This window comes from Amycolatopsis sp. lyj-346 (assembly GCF_046548975.1).
Classification (GTDB): Bacteria; Actinomycetota; Actinomycetes; order Mycobacteriales; family Pseudonocardiaceae; genus Amycolatopsis.
In genome coordinates this window covers 1-18,751 of record NZ_JAJPWT010000029.1, presented here as the reverse complement: position 1 = coordinate 18,751, position 18,751 = coordinate 1, and the positions used below count along the sequence as shown (strand labels likewise).

The following is an 18,751-nucleotide window of genomic DNA, read 5'->3' as shown; positions in this document are numbered from 1 at the left end:
GAAAGGCGACGAAACCACCCATGGGAAACCCCGCGAGCTCGCGCCGCCACCTCCCCGCGTGGAAGGCGAGGGCGGGCGGCGTCGTCGCGACCGTGGTCCAGCTGGCCGCGGTGTTCTCGGTGATCCTGCTGTTCGCCGGCGGCACGCACGGCCGCCTGCTCAACGGCATCGACATGGCGTTCTCCGGCCTGAGCGTGCCGACCAGCGAGAGCCTGGTCATGGTGCTGCTGCTGGTGGTGCTCGGGGGTGCCCTGCGCCGCCGCAAGACGGCGGCGCTCTACACGCTGGTGCTGTTCCAGGTCGGCGGGCTGCTGCTCACCCTGGGCCTGCAGGCGACGCTGCTGTGGTCACCCGAACTGCTGACGCTCGGCCCGAAGCAGGTCCGCCACATCCCCGCGCAGCTGTGGGTGCTGACCGTCGCCGACCTCGTCTCGATCGGGCTGATCGTGTTCCTGCTCGCGCTGCGCCCGGCGTTCCCGGCCCGGCTCGCGCCGAGTGCCTGGCGTGACGGCCTGAGCATGCTGTTCGGCGGTTTCGCCGTGGTCATCCTGGTCGGCTGGGCGCTGACGGAGGCATTCCCCGGCCACCTCGGCGACGCGTGGGAGCGCTTCGCCTGGGTCGTCAACCACGCCACCGGCGAGAACCTGCAGCTGCGCCGGATCGGTGTCGGCGAGGGGCCCGCCTGGCTGGACGTGTTCCTCGACCTCAGCGCGACCGCGGTCGTCACCGCGGCGCTGTACCTGCTCTTCCGCGGGGTGCGCAGCCGGGGCCTGCGGACCGACGATGACGAGCTCCGCCTGCGTCAGCTGCTCGCCGAGCACGGCGAGGACGACTCCCTCGGCTACTTCGCCACCCGGCGCGACAAGAGCGTCGTCTTCGCGCCGAACGGCCGCGCGGCGGTGACCTACCGCGTCCTCGGCGGCACCAGCGTCGCCAGCGCCGACCCGGTCGGCGACCCGGAGGCGTGGCCCGACGCGGTCCGCGCGTGGCTCGACGAGACACGCACGTACGGCTGGACCCCGGGGGTGCTCGGGGCGAGCGAGCGCGGCGCGAAGGCGTACACCGGCGCGGGCCTGCGTGCCCTGGAAATCGGCGACGAAGCCGTGCTCGACGTCCGCGAGTTCAGCCTCGCCGGGCCGGAGCGGCGTTCGGTGCGCCAAGCCGTCAAGCGCATCCAGCGAGCCGGCTACACCTCGCGGGTCCGCCGCCACGGCGAGATCCCCGAAGCCGAGATGACCGAGCTGCTCGCCCGGGCGCAGGCCTGGCGCGGTGCCGAGACCGAACGCGGCTTCTCGATGGCGCTGGGCAGGCTCGGCGACCCCAGCGACGGCCGCAGCGTGATGGTCGAGGCCTACGACTCCCACGGCGAGCTGCGCGGGCTGCTGTCGTTCGTCCCGTGGGGCCGCCGCGGGCTTTCGCTGGACCTCATGCGCCGCGACCGCGACGCCGAAAACGGCCTCAACGAGTACCTGATCGCCGAGGTCGTCGCGGCCGCGCAGCACCTCGGCGCGCAGCGGATCTCGCTCAACTTCGCGATGTTCCGCGCGGTGTTCTCCGAGGGCGAGCGGATCGGCGCGGGCCCGGTGCTGCGGGCCTGGCGCGGAGTGCTGAGCGTGTTCTCGCGGTTCTTCCAGCTGGAGTCCCTGTACCGGTCCAACGCCAAGTACGCGCCGGACTGGGAGCCGCGGTTCCTCTGCTACTCCTCGGCCCGGCGGCTGCCGCGCGTCGGGATCGTGGCGGGCGCGCTCGAAGGGTTCGTCCCCACCGGACGGGCGCGGTCGCTGCGGCTGGAGACGGTCAGCGAAGGCTTCGTCGCGCGCGTCAAGGAGATCGAGGAGTCGGCCGCGACGCCGGCACCGAAGGCCGTGCGGCGGCCCGAGCAGGTCCGCGTCCGCATCGCCAAGCTGGACAAGCTGCGCGAGGCCGGCATCGACCCGTACCCGGTCGGGTTCCGCCGCGACGACCACATCGGCGACGTCGTCCGGAAGTTCGGCGGCCTGAAGCCGGACACCACCACCGGGCACCGGGTCCGGATCGCCGGTCGGGTGCTGAACCTGCGCATCCTCGGCGGCCTGTGCTTCGCCCGCGTCAAGGACTTCAGCGGCGAGATCCAGCTGATGCTCGAGGCGGGCGAGCTGGACCTCACCCGCTGGCGGACCGGCGTCGACCTCGGCGACCACGTCGGCGTCGGCGGCCAGGTCGTGACGTCGAAGCGGGGCGAGCTTTCGGTGCTCGTCGACGAGTGGACGGTCACCGCGAAGTGCCTGCACCCGCTGCCCGACAAGCGGAAGGGCCTCACCGACCCGGAGACGCGCGTCCGGCAGCGCTACCTCGACCTGGCGGTCAACCCGGACTCGACGAACATGCTGCGGCTGCGGTCGACCGTGGTCCGCGCGGTGCGCGACCGGCTGCACCACGCCGACTACCTCGAGGTCGAGACGCCGATGCTGCAGGCAGTGCACGGTGGCGCCAACGCCCGGCCGTTCGTCACCCACATCAACGCCTACGACATGCGGATGTACCTGCGGATCGCACCCGAGCTGTACCTGAAACGGCTGTGCGTGGCGGGCGTCGAGCGCGTCTTCGAGCTCAACCGCAACTTCCGCAACGAAGGCGTCGACGCGACGCACAACCCCGAGTTCACGATGCTCGAGGCGTACCAGGCGTACGCGGACTACGACACGATGAGGACGCTGACGCGCGAACTCGTCCAGCACGCGGCCGAAGCGGCGTACGGCGCCCAGATCGTGCGGCGGCCCGACGCCGGCGGCCGGATCGTCGAGTACGACATCTCCGGCGACTGGCCGGTCGTCCCGGTCCACGAAGCCGTCTCGGCGGTGTTCGGCGAGGAGATCGACGCGGGGACCCCGGTGACCGAGCTGCGCCGCCTGTGCGTGGCCGCGGGCGTGCCGGTGGGGGAGGACCCGGGGCCCGGCGACCTCGTGCTCAAGGCGTTCGAGCACCTCGTCGAGGGCGCGACCGTGCTGCCGACCTTCTACACCGACTACCCGACCGACGTCTCGCCCCTGACCCGGCAGCACCGGGTGGACCCGCGGCTGGCCGAGCGCTGGGACCTCATCGCGTTCGGCTCCGAGGTCGGCACGGCCTACACCGAGTTGACGGACCCGATCGAGCAGCGACGGCGGCTCGAGGGACAGTCACTGCGCGCGGCCAGCGGCGACGTCGAGGCCATGGAGCTGGACGAAGATTTCCTGCTCGCCTTGGAGCACGGCATGCCGCCGACCGGCGGGCTCGGTTTGGGCGTCGATCGGCTGCTCATGATGCTCACCGGCGCCTCGATCCGCCAGACGGTCCTGTTCCCCTTCGTCCGACCGCAGGCGTAACGACTCGGTGGACCTGGTCACGGCGACGGGCCGTGGCGCGGCCCGTCGCTTACGCTCTGCCTCGTGCGCACGGCTCGGATCGCCTCGGCCCTCCTGATGGGGGTGGCCGTCCTCGCGTATTCGGGCTGGCTGCTGGAGTTCTTCCTGCCCACCGGTGTCTCCCCGGTGCGGGACCCGGCCGAGGCGCTGCTGACCGGGCCACCGGTGTTCCGGGTCCTGCTCGCGGTGTCGGGGGTCGCGTTCATCCTCGCCGGGCCGCCGCTGCACCGGCTCGGGCCGGTCCAGTGGTCGGCGCGGCTGAGTTCGATCTCGGTGAGCGCGTTCGGCGTGCTCGTGCTGCTGCAGGCCGCCTACCCCGAGCGCAGCCACCTGCTGTCGTCGCTGCTCAGCGTCGTGCTGGTGACCGGGGTGATCAGCCTGATCCTGTGGTGGCCGCCGGGCTGGCGCGCACTCGCGGTCGTGGGCCTGGTGCTGGTGCTGGCCACCTGGCTGGCCGTCGTGCTCAGCCGGCAGCTGGACACCTTCGAGGGCGTGTTCACCCGGGCCCAGCTGCTGGTCCGCGCGGCGCTGTACGGCGTCGGCGGGGCGTACGCCTTCGTCAAGCCGGCGCCGCGGCACGCGCACCGGTAGCGGCCGATCTTCGGGCTTTCCGCCCGGAATGTCGGTGGTGGGTGGCACGATCGCCGCAGGTATTCCCAGACGGAAGGATCGACATGGCGGGAAACGTGCGCCCGGTGACCGACGAGCGTGACGGGCTGCTGAGCTTCCTGGAGCAGCAGCGGTACGTGCTCAGATTGGCGGCACACGGGCTGACCGACGATCAGGCGAGACTCGCCTCGACGAAGAGCACGCTGTCGGTGGGCGGGCTGATCAAGCACGTCGCGAGCACCGAGGACAGCTGGATGGACACGGTGCTGCAGGTGCCGCAGAAGCCGTTCGGCGAGGCGATGGCGGAGTACGAGTCGGCGCACCGCCTGGGCCCGGAGGAGACCCTGGAGGGCGCGCTGGCCCGCTACGACGAGGTGGCCGCCCGCACGGCGGAGGTCATCGCGGGCATCGACGACCTCGGCCAGGCGGTCCCGGTCCCGAAGGGCGTCCCGTGGTTCCCCCAGGACGTCGAGGCCTGGTCGGTCCGCTGGGTCCTGCTGCACCTGATCCAGGAGACGGCCCGCCACGCGGGCCACGCGGACATCATCCGCGAGCACATCGACGGCGGCACGGCCATCCCCCTGATGGCAGCAGCCGAGGGCTGGCCCGAGTCCCCGTGGATCAAGCCCTGGACCCCCTCGCCCCAGCCCGCCTGACCGTTCGGCTCGCGGCCCCACCCGCGAGCCGCCCCCAGGCCCACCACCCGACCCCCACGCACGCGAGTCGACCCCTCAATCACGCGAGTCGACCCTCCAGGCACGCGAGTCGACCCTCTTGGCACGCGAGATACCCTTCCGCGTACACCGGCGGGGCGTCAGAACAGCGTCGGCTCGTCCGCGAGCGCGCCTTCGATCACGAGCATCCGGCGTTTGGTCCCGACCCCGCCCCGCGCCGAGAACCCGCCGTCCTTCCCGCCCGCCGCCAGCACGCGGTGGCACGGCACGATGATCGGGAACGGGTTGTGCCCCATCGCCTGCCCGACGGCCTGCGCCGACCCCGGCTGCCCGAGCCGGTGGGCGATGTCGCCGTACGTCAGCGTCTTGCCCGGCGGGATCTCCCGCGCGACCTCGTACGCGCGCCGGTTGAACGCCGGCACCCCGGAGAAGTCCAGCTCGACCGGGGCCAGGTCGGAACGCGCACCGCCGAGCAACGCCACGATCCCGTCCACCGCGGCCCGCACCGGTGACGGCGGCGTCCCCTCGACGGCGTCCGGGAACCGGCGGACCAGCCCGGCGCGGGTCCATTCCGGGCTGCCCTCGGGCAGCGACGTCCCGGCGACGACGTCGTCGCGCCAGGCGAGCCCGCACGCCCCGATCGCCGTGCCGAACACCGTGAACCCCGTCGTCATGCCGTCCAGCCTACGACCGAAGAGGGGTACCGCCCCGCCGCCGATGATCGCTAAGTTCGGTTTGGGCGAATTTCGAGGAGGACGCGTGCGACGAGCAATCCTGGTGACGGCGTTGCTGCTGCTCGGCATGATCGCCACTCCGGCGGCCGCCGATCCGCTGGTCATGCCGCACGTCGTCGTCACGCACCACACGTGGTGGGCGGAGCAGGTCGTCAAGCACGCCGGGGGCACGGTCGTCGCGAGTTACCCGCAGATCGGCGTCGTGGTCGCGTACACGGCGAAGGACGACTTCGCCGCGAAGGTCCGGAAAACGCCGGGCATCGACGCCGTCGGCGCGACGCGCACCGCGAAGATCCCGAAGGAGTTCTTCGCGCCCCGCAAGGACCTCCGCTACACCGGTCCCGGCTCGCCGAACTCCGGCCTGGTCCCGCCGGAGGGCACGGCGTGGGACGTCCCGGCGCTGCACCTGCCCGAAGCGCACCAGGTCACCGACGGCAGCAGGCGCACGGTCGTCGGTGTCCTCGACGTCGGCGTCGACGACACCCACCCCGAACTCGCGAAGGCGTTCGACAGGAGAAACTCCGTCTCCTGCCTGTCCGGCTGGCCCGACCGCGGCCCCGGCGCCTGGCGGCCCACGCTCGACGGCCACGGCACGCACGTCGCGGGCACGATCGCCGCGGCCCGCAACGGAACCGGCGTCGTCGGCGTCGCCCCGGGGGTGAAGATCGCCGCGGTCAAACTCGCCGAGCTCGACGACAAGGAGACGGCAGAGAGCATGGTCTGCGGCTTCGTCTGGGCCGCCGAGCACGGGTTCGCCGTGACGAACAACAGCTACCGGTCGATCCCGTGGCGCTACAACTGCGACGACCAGCCGGACCAGGCCGCGGCGAAGCTCGCCGTCGGCCGGGCGGTCGCGTACGCGCAGCGCCGCAACGTCCTGGTGGTCGCCTCCGCCGGCAACGCCGGGATCAACCTCGACACGCGCTCGGTGGACAAGGAAAGCCCGGCCGACAGCACGCCGGTGGAACGCCGGATCGACCCGAGCTGCACCCGGCTGCCGCACGAGCTGCCCGGCGTCGTCGGCACCGGCGCACTCGACGAAAAGCTCGTCAAAGCCACCTTCTCGAACTACTCGGCGACCCGGATCAGCGTCGCCGCGCCCGGCGCACGCATCTGGTCGACCTGGCCGAACGGCGAATACCGGTCCGCGAACGGGACGTCGATGGCCGCCCCGCACGCGAGCGGCGTCGCCGCCCTGATCGCGAGCGAGCACCCGCACTGGAGCGCCGAGCGGATCAAGCGCGCCCTCTACGCCACGGCGACGCCGCTGCCGTGCCCGGACGCCGTCTGCCAGGCGACGCCGCAGGGAACGACCTACTACGGCCACGGAGTGGTCGATGCGGCGAAGGCCGTCGGCGCGGGATGATGGCGCTCGTGCTCGATCACCTCGTCTACGCCGGCCCGGACCTCGCCGACGCCGTCGCCCGGGTCACCGCCCTCACCGGAGTCACGCCCGTGCCCGGCGGCCGTCACCTCGGCGTCGGCACGGCCAACCACCTCGCCGACCTCGGCGCGGGGATGTACCTGGAGGTCATCGGCCCGGACCCGGCGCAGCCGGACCCCGACGTACCGCGGCCGTTCGGCATCGACGAGCTGACCGAGCCCGCGCTGGTCGCGTGGGCGGTCCGCACGACCGACATCGACACGACGATCGCCGAGGCCCGCGCCCACGGCTTCGACCCGGGCGACGCGCGGGAGATGTCCCGCGAAACCGGCGACGGCGAAACGCTGCGCTGGCGCCTGACCCCGCCGGCCGTCCCGGGCACCTTGCACCCGTTCCTCATCGACTGGGGTTCGACGCCGCACCCGACGACGCGGGACCTGCCGTCCCTGCCGCTGCTGATGGTCACCGGCGTCCACCCGGACCCGGATTCGGTGCTCGCGGTGACGGACGCACTCGGCTTGGAGCTGCTGGTCCGCCGCGCGGACAAAGCCGGCCTGACGGCGGCCCTCCGGACACCGGAAGGCCGCCAGGTCGCCCTGAGCTAGCTAGGCCTTGCCCTCGCGCCACAGGTTGGTCATCGGCAGCCGCCGGTCGCGGCCGAAGGCCTTGAACGTGATCTTCGTGCCCGGCGGGTACTGGCGCCGCTTGTACTCGGCCTTGTCGACCATCCGCACCACGCGGTCGATGGTCTCCGGGTCGAAGCCCGCGGACACCAGGTCCGCGTACCCGCGGTCGCCCTCGACGTAGTCGTCGAGGATGTCGTCCAGCAGCGCGTAGTCGGGCAGCGAGTCGGTGTCCACCTGGCCGGGCCGCAGCTCCGCCGACGGCGGCTTCGAGATGGAGTTCTCCGGGATCGGCGGCGTTTCGCCGTTCTTCACCGCTTCGGCGTTGCGCCAGCGGGCCAGCTGCCACACGTGCGTCTTGAAGACGTCCTTGATCGGGGCGAACGCGCCGACCGCGTCGCCGTAGATCGTCGAATACCCGACGGCGAGCTCGGTCTTGTTGCCGGTGGCCAGCACCAGGTGACCGTCCAGGTTGGACAGTGCCATCAGCAGCATGCCCCGCGTCCGCGCCTGGATGTTCTCTTCGGCCAGGCCCGTCAGGGAAAGCTGGTCGACGTACACCCGGACCATGTCCTCGACCGGCTCGACCCGGTAGTGGGCGCCGATCCGCCGCGCCAGGTCGGCGGCGTCGTCCTTCGAGTGCCCCGACGAGTACTTCGACGGCATCGAGACGCCGTAGACGTTGTCGCCGCCCAGCGCGTCCGCCGCCAGCGCCGCGCAGACCGCCGAGTCGATGCCGCCGGAGAACCCGAAGGTCACCGACGAGAACCCGTTCTTGTGCACGTAGTCCCGGAGCCCGACGACCAGCGCGTGCCACACCTCGGCCTCTTCGGACAGCGGCTCGCTGATCACCGGCGTGGCCGTCGGCTCGTAGGCCGGCAGCGGTTCCGCGCTCAGCACCCGGCGCCGGACGTGCAGGCCTTCGAGTTCGCCGTCGGCGGCGTGCCCGCCCGCGGCGAGGTCCATGTCCAGCACGAGCAGGTGCTCGACGAACTGCGGTGCGCGGGCCAGCAGGGTGCCGTCCGCGCCGACGACGAGCGAGTCGCCGTCGAAGACGAGGTCGTCCTGCCCGCCGATCTGGTTGGTGTAGACCAGGGGCGCCCCGGCCTCGGCGGCGCGCCGGGCGATCAGCGGCAGCCGCTGCTCGTCCTTGGACCGTTCGTACGGCGACGCGTTCGGCGCCACGACGAGGTCGACGCCGGCGCGGCCGAGCGCCGAGATCGGCCCGCCGTCCTGCCAGACGTCCTCGCAGATGACCATGCCGATGTCGAGCCCGTGGAACCGGACGACGTCGAGCGTCGTGCCCGGCTTGTACCAGCGGTGCTCGTCGAAGACGCCGTAGTTGGGCAGGTGGTGCTTGAACTGCCGGGCGACGACTTCGCCGCGGTAGAGCGCCGCGGCCGCGTCACGCGGGCCGATTTCGTCGAGGTCGAGGTAGCCGAGGTAGGTGAGCACTTCGCCGCAGCCGGCTTCGTCCAGGCGGCGCGCCAGCGACTCGACACCCTGCCGCGACGCGGCGGCGAAGGTCTTGCGGAGCGAGAGGTCCTCGATGGGGTAGCCGGTCAGGGACATCTCGGGGAAGACGACGACGTGCGCGCCGGCTTCGGCGGCCCGGCGGGTCCACTCGACGTGCAGATCGGCGTTGCCGTCGAGGTCGCCGACGGTGGGGTTGACCTGGGCGAGCGCGATGCGCAGTTGCGGCATGCCGCCATTCTGGCCCACCGTCACCCGGAAGGCCGAGCGAATGTGGGCGAAATCGAAAGCCCCCGCCCGGCGAACCGGACGGGGGCCTCTCGAGAACCGGCTACTTCCGCTTGATCATGCTCCGGACCTTCTTGATGGTCTGCTCGAAGTCCGAATCGAACGGGTTGTCGTGGACCAGGTACGTCCACGTCGTGTTGGCCCGCCGCACACCCGCGTCACCGAGGTCGATGCCTTCGTCGGTCAGCTCCGCCTCTTCGAGCGTCTTCGCCGCCCGGGAGTCGGCCTCGGCGATGATCTTGTGGAACTCCGGGATCGCCGCGCGGTGGAACTCGTCCAGCGGCGTCTCCCGGGCCAGCGCCCGCAGGTGGATGCTCTCGCGGACGTCGGTCAGGTACGCCAGGTGGTCCGACCACAGCTGGTCGACGTGGAACAGCAGCACCTCGCGGCACATCTGCTCCAGCTTCTCCTGGCTTTCCTCGCCTTCGGCGAGCTTCTCCTTCAGCTCGCCGAACTTCTCCGGGTGCGCCTTTTCGAGCGCCTCCGCCGCATACGCGGTGCGAAGCACCTTGTCGCGGTGCACCAGCAGGTCGCCGCGCTGCCGCTCGATCAGCCGCGTGTAGCGCCAGGTGTTGCGGTGGATCTCCAGGTCGACACCCTCGGCGACGCGCTGGGCGTGGTTGAGCTGCCGCAGCGCCGCCGGGTCGGTGATCTCGCCGGTCTCCTCGTCGGCGGCGATGCCCTCGGGCACGTCCGGCGCGTTCGACAGCACGAGTTCGTCGTTCAGGCTGGCGAAGAAGATCGCGCTGCCCGGGTCGCCCTGGCGGCCGGAGCGGCCGCGCAGCTGCCCGTCGAGCCGGCTCGACGGGTACCGCGCGGTGCCGATGACGTGCAGCCCGCCCAGTTCGACGACCTCGTCACGGGTCGCGCCGTCGGTGCCGCCCAGCCGGATGTCGGTACCGCGGCCCGCCATCTGCGTGGACACGGTGACCGCGCCCTTCTTGCCGGCCTCGGCGATGATCGCGGCCTCTTCGGCGTCGTTGCGCGCGTTGAGCACGACGCACTCGAGGTCGACCTTCGCCAGCTTCTCGGCCAGCTCTTCGGACTCGGCGACGTCCTGGGTGCCGACGAGGATCGGCCGCCCGGTCTCGTGCACCGTGCGGATCTCCTCCTCGATCGCCCGCAGCTTCTGCGACGGCGAAGCGAAGATCCGGTCTTCGAGGTCTTCGCGGATGTTCGGGGTGTTCGGCGGGATGACCGCGACCTCGAGCTTGTAGAACTCCCGCAGCTGCTCGGCGACGGCGACCGCGGTCCCGGTCATGCCCGCGACCTCCGGGTACCGCGCGAGCAACGCCTGTACGGTGATCGAGTCCAGGATCTCGCCGCGGTCGGTGGCGCTGACCTGCTCCTTCGCCTCGACGGCGGCCTGGAGGCCGTCCGGCCAGCGCTGCAGTTCGGCGACACGGCCGCGGGCGGCGTTGATGAGCTGCACCTTGCCGTCGCGGACCAGGTAGTCGACGTCGCGGGTGAGCAGCGCGTGCGCGTGCAGCGCGACGTTCACCGCGGGGAGCCGGTCCGAGGCCGTCTCGCCGTAGAGGTCGTCGACCTCCAGGCCGAGCGACTTCGCGACGACGGACGCGCCGGCGTCGGTCAGCCAGGCGTTGCGGCCCTCGCTGTCGGTCTCGTAGTGCAGGCCCAGCCGCAGCCGCCGGACGACCTTCGCGACCTCTTCGTCGGCGTCGGTGTGGTCGATCGAGCCGGCCATCACCAGCGGCACGCGGGCCTCGTCGACCAGCACCGAGTCCGCCTCGTCGACGATCGCGACCTCGGGGGCGGGCTGGACCAGGTCGTCGACGCTGGTCACCAGCCGGTCCCGGAGCACGTCGAAGCCGATTTCGGCGACGGCGCCGTAGGTGACGTCCTTGGCGTAGGCCTCGCGACGCTCCTCACGCGAGTGCGACGGCTCGACCCAGCCGACCGACACCCCGAGCAGGGCGTAGACCGGGCCCATCCATTCCGCGTCGCGCCGGGCCAGGTAGTCGTTGACCGTGACGACGTGAACGCGCTTTCCGCGCAGGGCGTACCCCGCCGCGGCCAGCGCACCGGCGAGGGTCTTGCCCTCACCGGTTTCCATCTGCACGACGTGCTTGGTGAGCAGGCCCATCGTGCCCAGCACCTGCACGTCGAACGCGCGCTCGCCCAGTGCCCGCCGCGCGGCCTCACGGCCCAGCGCGCACACCTCGACCAGCTGGTCGTCGCCGAACGCGGTGTCCTTCAGCTTCTCGCGGAGCTTGCCCGCCCGCTCGGTCAGCTCCTCGTCGGAGAGCTTCTCGAGCTCGGGTTCGAGCTTTCCGACCGCGGGCAGCAGTGCTTCGTAGCGGGTCAGCTCGACGCTGCCCGGCCGCTGGATGATCCGGCGGAGCTTCTTGCCCACCCGGCTGATCAGTGCTGCCACCCCTGGTCTCCCGTTCTCTCTCGCTCGACGGCCTCCACCACCCAACGCGACGGTGGTGCGTTCGAGTTCCGCGGCCGGATGGGACGATCCAACCGTGTTCCCACATCCCAGCGCCAGGTCCCATCGTCGCCGGATCACCGCGATCGCGACGTCCGTGCTGCTCGTGGCCTCGCTGGCCGCGTGCACGTCCTCCGGCAGAACCGAGCCACCCGCGCCGACGACCGAGTCGCACCCGCCGTCCGGGCCGGTGCCCGCCGGGCTGGAGCGGTTCTACGGCCAGAGCCTGAGCTGGGCCGACTGCGCACCTTACGCGACATCGGAAGACTCGCGGTCGGCGTTCCAGGCGAAGGACGTCCAGTGCGCGCGCCTGACCGTGCCGCTGGACTACGCGAAGCCGGCCGGGGACACGATCACCCTCGGCCTGCTCCGGCGACAGGCGACGGACGCCGGCTCGCGGATCGGGTCGCTCGTGGTCAACCCGGGCGGCCCGGGCGCGTCGGGCATGGTCGCGGCCGCCGGGCTGAGCAAGCCGGTGACCAGCACCGGCCTGGGCAAACGCTTCGACCTGGTCGGGTTCGACCCGCGGGGGATCGGGGCCAGCCAGCCGGCCGTCCACTGCCTGACCGACGCCGAGCGGGACGCCGACCGCGCCGACGACAGCGAGACCGACGGCTCGCCGGCGGGCGTGCTGAAGCAGGAATCGCAGGAAAAGGACTTCGCCGCCAAGTGCGCCCAGCGCACCGAGGACGGCACCGGGATGCTCGCCAACCTCGGCACCCGCGACGTCGTGAAGGACCTGGACGTCCTCCGCTCGGTCCTCGGCGACGAAAAGCTCACCTATTTGGGCTACTCCTACGGCACCCGGATCGGGTCGGCGTACGCCGAAGCGTTCCCGAAGAACGTCCGCGCGATGGTCCTCGACGGCGCGGTCGACCCCGAGCAGGACGCGGTCGAGTCGCTCGTCGCGCAGGGCCAGGGCTTCGGGACGGCGTTCACGCAGTTCGCGAAGTGGTGCACGGCCCAGCAGGACTGCGCGCTCGGCGCGGACGACGCCGGCGCGGTCAAGGCGTTCCAGGCCCTCGTCCAGCCGTTGATCGACTTCCCGGTGCCGGTCGGCGACGGCCGCAAGCTCTCCTACGAGGACGCGACGACCGGCGTGATCCAGGCGCTCTACCAGCAAAGCCTCTGGGACACCCTGAACACGGGCCTCAACGAGCTGAGGCAGCAGCGCGGCACGACGCTGGAGAAGCTCGCCGACATCTACAACGAGCGCGACTCCGACGGCCGCTACGGCACCACGCAGGACGCCTTCACGGCGGTCCGCTGCGTCGACGACCCGCGCGTCACGGACCCGGCCGTCATCCTCAAGGCGCAGGAGGAGTACGTGAAGGTGGCGCCGTTCCTCGACGACGGCCGCCCGGCGAGCGCGGCCCGCGACGCGTGCGCGTTCTGGCCGGTGCCGAACACCTCGGAACCGCACGTGCCGAACGTCGAAGGCCTGGCGAAGACGCTGATCATCTCGACGACCAACGACCCGGCGACGCCGTACCAGGCCGGCGTCAACCTCGCGAAGGGCCTGAAGGGTGCGCTGCTGACCTACGAGGGCACTCAGCACACGGTGTTCCTGCAGGGCGTGAAGTGCGTGGACGAAGCGGGCACGGACTACCTGGTCGACGGCACGGTGCCGCCGGACGGCAAGCGGTGCTCGGGGCAGTAGCGCTTTGCGGGGGTCCGGGTGGCGAAGCCCCCGGCCCGGGGCGAAGCCCCGGTTGTCACAGCTACGCCTGGTTGGTCAGCGACAGCTCGATCATCACCGGGCTGAGGTGATCGCCGGCCGGCGGGATCTGCACCCACAGCCGCACGAAGCGGCGTGGCCCGCCGTCGTCGGCGACCCACACCTTGACGGTGAGGTCGGCGTCGATCGGCGCGAGCACGCTGTGCGCCACGGCGGCCGGCACCCGGCCGCCGACCCGCAGCGCGGGGGCGCCGTCGACGTTCTCGCGGCCTTCGGTCTTGGCGTCGGTCACCCCGTCGAGCAGCCGTTTCAGCCCGCCCTGCGGGCCGAGGAAGGCGCTGACCCGGTACTGCGAGTCCTGGCCGTCGCGCACGTCGAACGGGAACTCGGTGTGCCCGTCACCGTCCTGGACGTCGGCCGTTCCGGTGGCGTGGCCGCCGTCGTCGAGGGTCGCGTCGCCCTCGATCTGGCGGAGCGGGAAGCCCGGCAGCACGCCGTTGACGCCGGCCGCGAAGTGCACGCTCCGGACCGAGGCGAACGACGTCGCGGCCTCGCGGACCAGGGCGGCGCCCGCCGGGAACGGCCCGCGCGTGTCGGGTGACGCGGTGCAGCCGGCCGTCAGGAGGAGCGCGAGCAGCAGGGCGAGGCGAACCATGGCGTGAGCCTACTGTTGGCCCGATCCTTGCGGATGATGTCCTTCCGGCCACTTCCGCCGTCACGCGCGCGTGGTGAGACTGCCTGAGTGACCGTTGAGACCCGTCCCGCCCCGAGGCTGCACCGTGCGTGGCTGATCGCCGGCGCCGCGTTCGTCGCGCTGCTCGCCTCCGCCGGCTTCCGCGCCGCTCCCGGCGTCCTGATCGACCCGCTGCACGAAGAGTTCGGCTGGTCCCGCACCACGATCAGCTCGGCCGTCTCGGTGAACCTCGTGCTCTTCGGCCTCTTCGCGCCCTTCGCGGCCGCGTTGATGGAGCGCTTCGGCATCCGGCGCGTCTCGGCGACGGCGTTGACCGTCATCGCCCTCGGCGCGGGCGGCACGGTGTTCATGACCGCGAGCTGGCAGCTCGTGCTGTGCTGGGGTGTGCTGGTCGGGCTGGGCACCGGCTCGATGGCCATGGGCTTCGCCGCGATGATCGCGACGCGGTGGTTCGTCCGCAGCCGCGGGGTCGTCACCGGCGTCCTGACCGCCGCGGGTGCCACCGGCCAGCTGATCTTCCTGCCGCTGATCGCGAACCTGGCGGTGGGGTCGGGCTGGCGCACGGCGTCGCTGGTGATCGCGATCGCCGCGCTCGCCGTCGTCCCGGTGGTCCTGCTGGTGATCCGCGACCACCCCGCCGACGTCGGCACCACGGCCTACGGTGCCCCCGATGCCCCCGATGCCCCCGATGCCCCCGATGCCCCCGATGCCGCCGAGGTCGTGCACCCGGCCGCGCGGACCGGCTCGGTCCGCCGTGCTCTCTCCGTGCTGGGCCAGGCCGCCCGGACCCGGACGTTCTGGCTGCTCGCGATCGGCTTCGCGATCTGCGGCGCGACGACCAACGGCCTGGTCGGCACCCACTTCGTCCCGGCCGCGCACGACCACGGCATGCCGCAGACGACCGCGGCGAGCCTGCTGGCACTGGTCGGCCTCTTCGACGTCGTCGGCACGATCTTCTCCGGCTGGCTCACCGACCGCGTCGACCCGCGGATCCTGCTCGGCGTCTACTACGCCCTGCGCGGGCTCTCGCTGGCCCTGCTCCCGCAGCTGTTCACCGATTCGGTGCAGCCGAGCATGTGGGCGTTCATCCTGTTCTACGGCCTCGACTGGGTGGCCACGGTCCCGCCGACGGTCGCGCTCTGCATCCGCGCGTTCGGCGACGCCGGCCCGATCGTGTTCGGCTGGGTCTTCGCCTCCCACCAGCTCGGGGCCGCGTTCGCCGCGTCGGCCGCCGGCCTGGTCCGCGACCAGCTCGGGAACTACACCCTGGCCTGGTACGCCGCGGCCGTGCTGGCCGTCATCGCGTCGGTCGCGTCGCTGGCCATCACGCGGGCGAGGAAGCCCGTTGCGGTACTCGCGACGTGACTTCGGCGGCCACGGCGCGTCGCGAAACATGTCGTTAACACGCTGTGGTTAGGGTGCGGCCATGGATCGCCAGCAGGAATTCGTGCTTCGCACGCTCGAGGAGCGCGACATCCGCTTCGTTCGTCTCTGGTTCACCGATGTGCTGGGGTTCCTCAAGTCCGTCGCCGTCGCGCCGGCCGAGCTCGAAGGGGCTTTCAACGACGGCATCGGCTTCGACGGCTCGGCCATCGAGGGCTTCGCGCGCGTCTACGAATCGGACATGGTCGCCAAACCCGATCCGTCGACGTTCCAGGTCTTGCCCTGGGAAACCCCCGACGGCGGCCCCTACTCGGCCCGCATGTTCTGCGACATCGCCATGCCCGACGGCTCGCCGTCGTGGGCCGACCCGCGGCACGTGCTGCGCCGCCAGCTGTCGAAGGCCGCCGAAGCGGGCTTCACCTGCTACGTCCACCCCGAAATCGAGTTCTTCCTCCTCTCGACCATGCCGGACGACGGCAGCGAGCCGGAGCCCGCGGACAACGGCGGCTACTTCGACCAGGCCAGCCACGCCACGGCGACGCACTTCCGCCGTCACGCCATCGAGACGCTCGAGGCCATGGGCATCTCGGTCGAGTTCAGCCACCACGAAGGGGCTCCCGGCCAGCAGGAGATCGACCTCCGCTACGCCGACGCGCTGACCATGGCCGACAACGTGATGACGTTCCGCTACGTCGTCAAGGAGGTCGCGCTGACCCAGGGGGTGCGCGCGACGTTCATGCCGAAGCCGTTCACCGACCAGCCCGGCTCGGGGATGCACACCCACGTCAGCCTGTTCGAAGGCGACCGCAACGCCTTCTACGACGCCGAAGACCCGCACGAGCTGTCGGGGACCGGCAAGGCCTTCGTCGCCGGGGTGCTCCACCACGCCAAGGAGATCTCGGCGGTCACCAACCAGTGGGTGAACTCCTACAAGCGCCTGATCAGCGGCAGTGAGGCCCCGACGACCGTCTCGTGGGGCCGTGCCAACCGCTCCGCGCTCGTCCGCGTCCCGATGTATTCAGTCGGAAAGGCGTCATCCCGACGGGTGGAGATCCGCACGCTGGACTCGGCGTGCAACCCGTACCTGGCGTACTCGGTCATCCTGGCCGCCGGGCTGAAGGGGATCGAGAAGGGCTACGAGCTGCCGCCCCCCGCCGAGGACAACATCTGGCAGCTCAGCGACTCCGAACGGCGCGCGGCCGGGTACTCGCAGCTGCCGCAGAACCTGGGGGAGGCACTGGCCGAGATGGAGAAGTCGGAGCTGCTGCCGGAAGCGCTCGGTGAGCACGTCTACGACTTCTTCCTCCGGAACAAGCGCGTGGAGTGGGACAACTACCGCAGCGCGGTCACCCCGTACGAACTCCGGACGCTCCTCCCGGTGCTCTGATGGGGCGGCGGCCGGTGTTCCTCGCGATCCTGGCCGCCGCACTCGTGCTCGTCCCCGCCGCACCCGCCGCGTCGGCGTCCTCTTCGAAGTTCGACCTCGACTCGGCCGACATCCCGGCCCTGCAGGCGCGGATGGCGTCCGGCCGGCTCACCGCGGTGGACCTGACCAGCACTTATCTCGAACGGATCCGCCGGATCGACGGCAAGGTCAACGCGGTACTGGCGGTCAACCCGGCCGCGCCGGGCCAGGCTCGGGAGAGCGACGCCCGGCGTCGCGCGCACCGCCTGCGCGGGCCCCTCGACGGCATCCCGGTGCTGGTCAAGGACAACGTCGACACCCGCGACCAGCAGACGACGGCCGGGTCGCGGGCACTCCGCAGTTTCCCGGCGAAGGACGCCACGCTGATCACCCGGCTGCGGAGCGCCGGTGCGGTGATCCTCGGCAAGGCGAACCTCTCCGAATGGGCGAACTTCCGCGCCGCGAAGCCGACGTCCGGCTGGTCGGGCGTCGGCGGGCAGACGAACAACCCGTACGTGCTGGACCGCAACCCGTGCGGGTCGTCCGCGGGGTCCGCGGCCGGCGTGGCGGCGTCACTCGCCCAGGTGGCGATCGGCTCGGAGACGGACGGCTCGATCGTGTGCCCCGCCGGGATGACGGCCACGGTCGGGCACAAACCGAGCCTCGGCCTGGTCAGCCGCACCGGCGTGGTGCCGATCTCGGCCGAGCAGGACACCGCGGGCCCGATCGCCCGCAACGTCGTCGACGTGGCGCTGACGCTCTCGGTCCTGCAGGGGCGGGACCCGTCGGATCCGGCCACCCTGACCTACCCGCGCACCCAGCCGTCGGACTACGCGAAACTGCTGCGCCCGGGTGCCCTGAGCGGCGCGCGGATCGGCCTGTGGCGCCTGCCGGTCCTCGGCCCGGCCACCGACGCGATCATGACGTCGGCCCGGAATGCCCTGGTCAAGGCCGGTGCGACGGTCGTCGAAGTGACGTTGCCGTACCAGGACCGGCTCCTGGAGCTGGAGTTCCCGGCGCTGCTCACGGAGTTCCACCGCGACATCGACGCCTACCTGGCGACCCGCCCGCACGGACCGCGGAACCTGGCCGAGCTGATCGCGTACAACCGCGCGGACCCGCTGGAGCGGACGTGCTTCGCCGGTCAAGAGCTGTTCGAGCAGGCACTGGCCGCGCCGCCGCCGTCGGACCCGGGCTACCGGGCCATGCGCGCCGAGCTCACGGACCTTTCGCGCCGGTCGCTGGACGAGACGCTGGCCGCGCACGGCCTGGCCGCGATCGCGTCGCCGACCAACCCGCCGGCGTGGAAGACCGACTGCGCGGTGGGCGACAACGACGTGATCCCGTCCTCGACCCCGGCGGCGGTGGCGGGCTACCCCGACGTGACCGTGCCGGCGGGGTTCGCCGGACCGCTCCCGGTGGGCCTGTCGTTCATGGGGCCGCGGTGGTCCGACGCCCGGGTGCTGGCGTTCGCGGCGGACTTCTCGCGGGTCGCTCCGGCGCGCGTCCCGCCCCGGTTCCTGGCGACGCTGCCGTCGTAGCCGTCCGTAAGCACTCTGACCTGCGGCGATGTCGTTAAGTGACCCCCCTGTTTTGGGGCGGTTCGGGGGCATGTAATCTTCTCTTCGTCGCCAGGAACACCGGGTCACACCGGGGCCGCAAGCCCCGGAGACCAGGCCGGGACGAGCGGGTTGACACCGCGGATCGGACCGGGTAATGTTCAGCGTCGGCCCACGAGCGGCCGCCGACCCCCTACGACTAAACTCGTAGGATTAGGCATGCTCGACCAAAAGCTTGGAACAACTGCCGAGGATTTAGCCGCGGATAACGCGGGTGGATTCAGAGTGTGTTGCTTGAGAACTCAACAGTGTGCTAGTGAACTAAGCCAGTAGAGCTTATGTATGAACCTCGTGTGAGGTTCCTTTGAGAGCATTTATTTGCCTCGATTAAACTGTTCATTGATGGAGAGTT

Annotated in this window: 13 protein-coding genes; 9 read left to right on the top strand and 4 right to left on the bottom strand. The window is 71.4% G+C overall.

The features are described from left to right. Window positions 1-20 precede the first annotated feature (20 nt). From lysX to ACLJQE_RS43590, 3 genes are all read left to right on the top strand, one after another. A complete protein-coding gene (gene lysX, locus ACLJQE_RS43600; protein ID WP_410645741.1) occupies window positions 21-3,344 on the top strand; it encodes a bifunctional lysylphosphatidylglycerol synthetase/lysine--tRNA ligase LysX in 3,324 nt (1,107 codons plus the stop codon). Between the two features lie 63 nt (window positions 3,345-3,407). Then, a complete protein-coding gene (locus tag ACLJQE_RS43595; RefSeq protein ID WP_410645740.1) occupies window positions 3,408-3,974 on the top strand; it encodes a hypothetical protein in 567 nt (188 codons plus the stop codon). Between the two features lie 83 nt (window positions 3,975-4,057). Further along, complete coding sequence (locus ACLJQE_RS43590) at window positions 4,058-4,648, top strand: DinB family protein (RefSeq protein WP_410645739.1); 591 nt, start codon at window positions 4,058-4,060, stop codon at window positions 4,646-4,648. Window positions 4,649-4,806: 158 nt separating this feature from the next. Here ACLJQE_RS43590 and ACLJQE_RS43585 read toward each other — a convergent pair whose 3' ends face one another. Beyond that, window positions 4,807-5,340 (bottom strand): methylated-DNA--[protein]-cysteine S-methyltransferase, encoded by a 534-nt coding sequence (locus ACLJQE_RS43585; protein WP_410645738.1) that lies wholly within the window; start codon window positions 5,338-5,340, stop codon window positions 4,807-4,809. An 85-nt stretch (window positions 5,341-5,425) separates the two neighbouring features. Here ACLJQE_RS43585 and ACLJQE_RS43580 point away from each other — a divergent pair, with 85 nt between their 5' ends. After that, complete coding sequence (locus ACLJQE_RS43580) at window positions 5,426-6,766, top strand: S8 family peptidase (RefSeq protein WP_410645737.1); 1,341 nt, start codon at window positions 5,426-5,428, stop codon at window positions 6,764-6,766. 8 nt (window positions 6,767-6,774) lie between these two features. Then, a complete protein-coding gene (locus ACLJQE_RS43575; protein ID WP_410645736.1) occupies window positions 6,775-7,389 on the top strand; it encodes a VOC family protein in 615 nt (204 codons plus the stop codon). Here ACLJQE_RS43575 and ACLJQE_RS43570 read toward each other — a convergent pair whose 3' ends face one another. Beyond that, entirely contained in the window at window positions 7,390-9,111 is a 1,722-nt protein-coding gene (locus ACLJQE_RS43570; RefSeq protein WP_410645735.1) for an NAD+ synthase, read from the bottom strand. It abuts the gene before it with no gap. Between the two features lie 100 nt (window positions 9,112-9,211). Continuing rightward, window positions 9,212-11,563: an accessory Sec system translocase SecA2 gene (secA2, locus tag ACLJQE_RS43565; RefSeq protein ID WP_410645734.1), complete on the bottom strand. Its 2,352-nt coding sequence runs from the start codon at window positions 11,561-11,563 to the stop codon at window positions 9,212-9,214. A gap of 154 nt (window positions 11,564-11,717) precedes the next feature. Between secA2 and ACLJQE_RS43560 the strand changes: the two genes are divergently transcribed. Beyond that, window positions 11,718-13,280, top strand: coding sequence for an alpha/beta hydrolase (locus ACLJQE_RS43560; protein ID WP_410645761.1), 1,563 nt, complete (start codon window positions 11,718-11,720; stop codon window positions 13,278-13,280). Between the two features lie 61 nt (window positions 13,281-13,341). Here the strand turns inward: ACLJQE_RS43560 and ACLJQE_RS43555 are convergent, their stop codons facing one another. Beyond that, window positions 13,342-13,953 (bottom strand): LppX_LprAFG lipoprotein, encoded by a 612-nt coding sequence (locus ACLJQE_RS43555; protein WP_410645733.1) that lies wholly within the window; start codon window positions 13,951-13,953, stop codon window positions 13,342-13,344. An 87-nt stretch (window positions 13,954-14,040) separates the two neighbouring features. On the opposite strand from ACLJQE_RS43555, the gene ACLJQE_RS43550 reads away from it, so the two are divergent. From ACLJQE_RS43550 to ACLJQE_RS43540, 3 genes are all read left to right on the top strand, one after another. Then, window positions 14,041-15,357, top strand: a complete 1,317-nt coding sequence (locus ACLJQE_RS43550; protein WP_410645732.1) for an MFS transporter — start codon at window positions 14,041-14,043, stop codon at window positions 15,355-15,357. 61 nt (window positions 15,358-15,418) lie between these two features. Further along, complete coding sequence (gene glnA, locus ACLJQE_RS43545; protein WP_410645731.1) at window positions 15,419-16,762, top strand: type I glutamate--ammonia ligase; 1,344 nt, start codon at window positions 15,419-15,421, stop codon at window positions 16,760-16,762. Beyond that, complete coding sequence (locus ACLJQE_RS43540; protein WP_410645730.1) at window positions 16,762-18,321, top strand: amidase; 1,560 nt, start codon at window positions 16,762-16,764, stop codon at window positions 18,319-18,321. The genes glnA and ACLJQE_RS43540 overlap by 1 nt, the downstream gene beginning before the upstream one ends. Window positions 18,322-18,751 lie beyond the last annotated feature (430 nt).

Coding starts and splice junctions, on each gene's coding strand:
- lysX (WP_410645741.1), top strand. CDS start 21: ATGGGAAACCCCGCGAGCTCGCGCCGCCACCTCCCCGCGTGGAAGGCG.
- ACLJQE_RS43590 (WP_410645739.1), top strand. CDS start 4,058: ATGGCGGGAAACGTGCGCCCGGTGACCGACGAGCGTGACGGGCTGCTG.
- ACLJQE_RS43585 (WP_410645738.1), bottom strand. CDS start 5,340: ATGACGACGGGGTTCACGGTGTTCGGCACGGCGATCGGGGCGTGCGGG.
- ACLJQE_RS43570 (WP_410645735.1), bottom strand. CDS start 9,111: ATGCCGCAACTGCGCATCGCGCTCGCCCAGGTCAACCCCACCGTCGGC.
- ACLJQE_RS43555 (WP_410645733.1), bottom strand. CDS start 13,953: ATGGTTCGCCTCGCCCTGCTGCTCGCGCTCCTCCTGACGGCCGGCTGC.
- glnA (WP_410645731.1), top strand. CDS start 15,419: ATGGATCGCCAGCAGGAATTCGTGCTTCGCACGCTCGAGGAGCGCGAC.
- ACLJQE_RS43540 (WP_410645730.1), top strand. CDS start 16,762: ATGGGGCGGCGGCCGGTGTTCCTCGCGATCCTGGCCGCCGCACTCGTG.